We start from the raw sequence: 3,741 nt of genomic DNA on the forward strand, positions 1-3,741 counted from the left end.
CGGCGATGTAGGTGCCCTCGCCGTGGGTGATCAGGCCGAGGGCGGAGGGGGAGGTCCGGACCGGGGAGAGCTTGGCGGCGGCGCCCGGCAGGACGAGGAAGAGCATCCGGCGGTCCGGGGTGCGGATGACCGGGCCGAGCGGCAGGCCCTGCCGTTCCATACGGGCCAGCGCCAGGCAGCCGGCGGTCTCGGGCACGTCCAGCGCGTCGAACGTGCGGCCGGTCGGCAGCAGGATCGCCGCGCGGGGATGCTGCGTCCACAGGTTGTGGATGGCCGTCGTGCTGCCCGTGGCCGCCGTGGGCCAGTCGGCCGCGAGGGGGTGCGCGCCGGGGGCTCGGCAGTCACGGGCGCCGCACGAACAGTACGGTGCCGCGCCGTCGTCTTCCAGCCATGCGCCGGGGAGCACGTCCCAATGGCGTTCCGACGCGTAACGCACCGCAATGTCGAGCAGCCGCTCACCGCGCTGCTGGGGGACCTGTGGGGCTCCTGTGACTCCGCTGCTCTGTTCCACGACCGGGACAACTTCCGCTGTCACCAAGGGTTACGGCCAACCAGCGGCACGGCACGGCGCAACGTTCTTGCGCGTGGGGCGCATGGATGCACGGGCGGGGGCGCGTGCGAGGCCGTGCCGCGGAGGCTGGGTAGCCACTTGCGTGACGGGGCGGGAAGCCGCCCGGCGGCGGGCAGTGCGCCTCTCCGTACGCGCTCGTAGGGCGTACTCGTGAGGCGTACTCGTACATGCGTGTCGGCGGTCGGTGATGAGCGGTTAAGGGGGCTGGTCCGGCATTTGGGGAGTATCGCTTATGTCGCGCGGTAACGGCTGAAAAAGCGGATATCGCTGGTATAGGCGGGAAATGATGGACGGGGACGGCGTTCGACGGTGAACGCGCCGCAGCACACAGGGGGTACACCATGGCCGCCAGGCCACTCGTCGCGCGGCAGCCGAACGAACGGCTGCAGGCGCTCATCCAGGAAGCTGCCTGTTCCAACGCCGGGCTCGCTCGCCGCGTGAACGTCTGCGGTGCCGAGCACGGCCTGGACCTGCGCTACGACAAGACGTCCGTCGCCCGCTGGCTGCGCGGCCAGCAACCCCGCGGCCGGGCACCCGCGATCATCGCCGAGGCACTCGGCCGCAAGCTGGGGCGCACGGTCACGATCGACGAGATCGGCATGGCCGACGGCAAGAATCTCGCCTCCGGTGTCGGGCTGCAGTTCTCGCCCACCGTCCTCGGTGCAATAGAGCAGGTCTGTGAGTTGTGGCGGAGCGACGTCGGGCGCCGCGACTTCCTGAGCGGTTCGACTGTCGCCGCCTCGGCGCTGGTCGAGCCGAGCCGGGACTGGCTGATCACCGGCGCCGACACCCAGGTCGCGCGCAACGCCGGTGCCCGCGTGGGCCGTTCGGACGTCGAGGCGGTCCGCGCCATGACGGCCGCGCTCAGCGAACTGGACCACCAGTACGGCAGCGGGCACGTCCGCCCGGTCGTCGTGCACTACCTCAACAGCGTGGTCTCCGGGCTGCTCGCGGGCACGTATCGGGAGTCCGTGGGGCGCGAACTGTTCGCCGCGGTGGCCCGGTTGACCGAGCTCGGCGGGTACATGGCGGTCGACACGGGCCAGCCGGGGCTGGCCCAGCGGTACTACATCCAGGCGCTCCGCCTGGCACAGGCGGCCGGCGACCGTGGTTACGGCGGGTATGTGCTCGCCGCCAGCATGAGCCACCTCGCCGCCTCGCTCGGCAACCCCCGGGAGATCGCGCAGCTCGCGCGCGCGGCGCAGGAAGGCACCCGCGGGCACGTGACGCCGCGCGCCGAGGCGATGTTCTGTGCGGCGGAGGCGCGCGGGCACGCGCTGATGGGGGACACCCGGGCGTTCCAGTCGGTGGCCGGGCGCGCGGTCAGCGCGATGGAGCGGGCCGAGTCCGGTACGGACGCGGGCGACGACCCGGCGTGGATCGGGCACTTCGACCCCGCCTACCTCGCCGACGAACTGGCCCACTGCTACCGCGACTTGGGGCAGGCGGCGGCGGCCAAACAGCAGGCCGAGGAGGCGCTCGCCGGGCACCCCGAGAGCCGGGCGCGGCGGCGCGCGATCGGGCTGGTGCTGCTGGCGAGCGCGCAGGTGCAGCAGCGGGAGATCGAGCAGGCGTGCCATACGGGAACGCAGGCGGCCGAGTTGCTGAGCGGGCTGCGCTCCTCGCGCGGCGCGGAGTATCTGGAGGACTTCCAGGCGCGCCTGGAGCCGTACCGGGAGGAGGCGGTGGTGCGGGAGTTCGCCGCGCGGCTGGAGCTGCGGGCGGCGTGACGGTACGGACCCGGGGCGGCTCGCCCCGGGCGACACCGGGGCGGCCTGCTCCGGGCGGCATTCGGCCGGTGCCTGCTCTGCGTCCTCTTTGTCCGTCGATCCTCCGGAATCGACGGGTGGTGCTGTTGTGCGTCAAGTGGCCGGTGACCAGGGGACGTGGTCGAACGTGACTGCTACCCGGTAGCGTGAGCCGACGATTCCGTAAGAAGCAGAAGTAGGAGTCCCGGTGACGCAGAGCGGACAGGGCGGCGACCCGCAGAACCCTGCGGGCGGGCCCGCGCGTGAGGGCGTGGTGCTGCCCGCGAACGGTGGCGAGCCGTACGTGCCGGACCAGCAGTCCGCACCGGCCGCCGGTCAGCCGTGGGGCGAGCCCTGGGGCCCGTCCCAGGCGCCGCAGCAGGGCTCCTACGCACCGCAGCAGCCGGGCGCGTACCCGCCGCCCCAGGGGCAGCCGCCGGTACCCCCGATGCCGCCGGAGCAGCCGTCGGCCGGGACCGTGACCGGGGCGGGGTACGCGAGCCAGGGTGCGTTCGGTGCCCAGCCCTCCTACGGCGAGCAGCCCTCTTACGGTGAGCAGCCCTCCTACGGCGCCCAGCCTTCCTACGGTGAGCAGCAGCCCTCCTACGGGGTGCAGGCTTCCTACGGTGAGCAGCCGTCGTACGGTGCGCCGTCCCCGTATGCCCAGCAGCCCCAGCAGCCTTCGTACGGGGACGCGAACTCGTACAGCGGCCAGGCCGCCTACGGCTACTCGCAGCAGCCCGGTACGGACGAGGCCGGGAATGCCACCGGTGGCGCGCTCGTGCGTGCCGAGCGGCAGGCCGGGGCGCCGCTGCCGCCCGCCTCCGACGAGCAGCGCGCGAGCGCGCCGCTGCCGCCGCAGAACGCCGGGCCGCTGCCGCCCGCCGCCGGCGACAGCGAGGCCACCCAGCTCATCCAGCCCTTCGCCGGCGGCCAGGCCGGGCCAGGCGCGGGGCCGATGCCCGCGCCGCAGGGGGCCTCCGGCCCCATGCCCGGCTCGCTGCCGCCCGAGAACAAGCGGCCCGAGTCGGACGCCGAGTCCACGACGATGCTGCGGCGGCCCGTCATGCCGCAGGCGCCCGCTTCCCCCGATGGCACGGAGGCGGCGACCCAGCTGATCCCGCCGGTCGGCGGGGGCACGCCGCAGCCGCCTCCGGGCGCGCCGTTCGCCATCCGGCCGGGGATGCCGGGCGACCGGCCGACCCCGGCCGAGTTCGACGGCCTCTTCCGCGACGGACCCGGCGGTGCCGGCGCCGCTGCCCCGGAGGCGGAGTCCCCCGCGGCCACCCAGCAGATGCCCCGCTTCGAGCCGCCCGCGGCGCCGCAGGGCCACGGCGGTCAGCAGGGTTACGGCGCGCAGCCGGGCCCCGCGCCCCAGCAGCCCGGCCACGCCTCGCAGCAGCCCGGCCACGCGGCCCCGCA

The 3,741-nt window shown here is 74.3% G+C and carries 2 protein-coding genes and 1 pseudogene; 2 read left to right on the forward strand and 1 reads right to left on the reverse strand.

Annotated elements, in window-relative coordinates; genetic code table 11:
* Positions 1-511, reverse strand: a 511-nt coding sequence (locus CCS38_RS18340; RefSeq protein WP_223734368.1) for a bifunctional DNA primase/polymerase, incomplete at its 3' end; no start/stop codon positions are given.
* Between the two features lie 401 nt (positions 512-912).
* On the opposite strand from CCS38_RS18340, the gene CCS38_RS18345 reads away from it, so the two are divergent.
* Together CCS38_RS18345 and CCS38_RS18350 are read left to right on the forward strand one after the other, a co-directional pair.
* Complete coding sequence (locus tag CCS38_RS18345) at positions 913-2,301, forward strand: NsdA family TPR-like regulatory protein (RefSeq protein ID WP_223734369.1); 1,389 nt, start codon at positions 913-915, stop codon at positions 2,299-2,301.
* Positions 2,302-2,527: 226 nt separating this feature from the next.
* Positions 2,528-3,741 (forward strand): annotated as a pseudogene (locus tag CCS38_RS18350) (hypothetical protein); the annotation flags it as partial.

The organism is Streptomyces purpurogeneiscleroticus, assembly GCF_020024005.1.
GTDB classification, from domain to species: domain Bacteria; phylum Actinomycetota; class Actinomycetes; order Streptomycetales; family Streptomycetaceae; genus Streptomyces; species Streptomyces purpurogeneiscleroticus.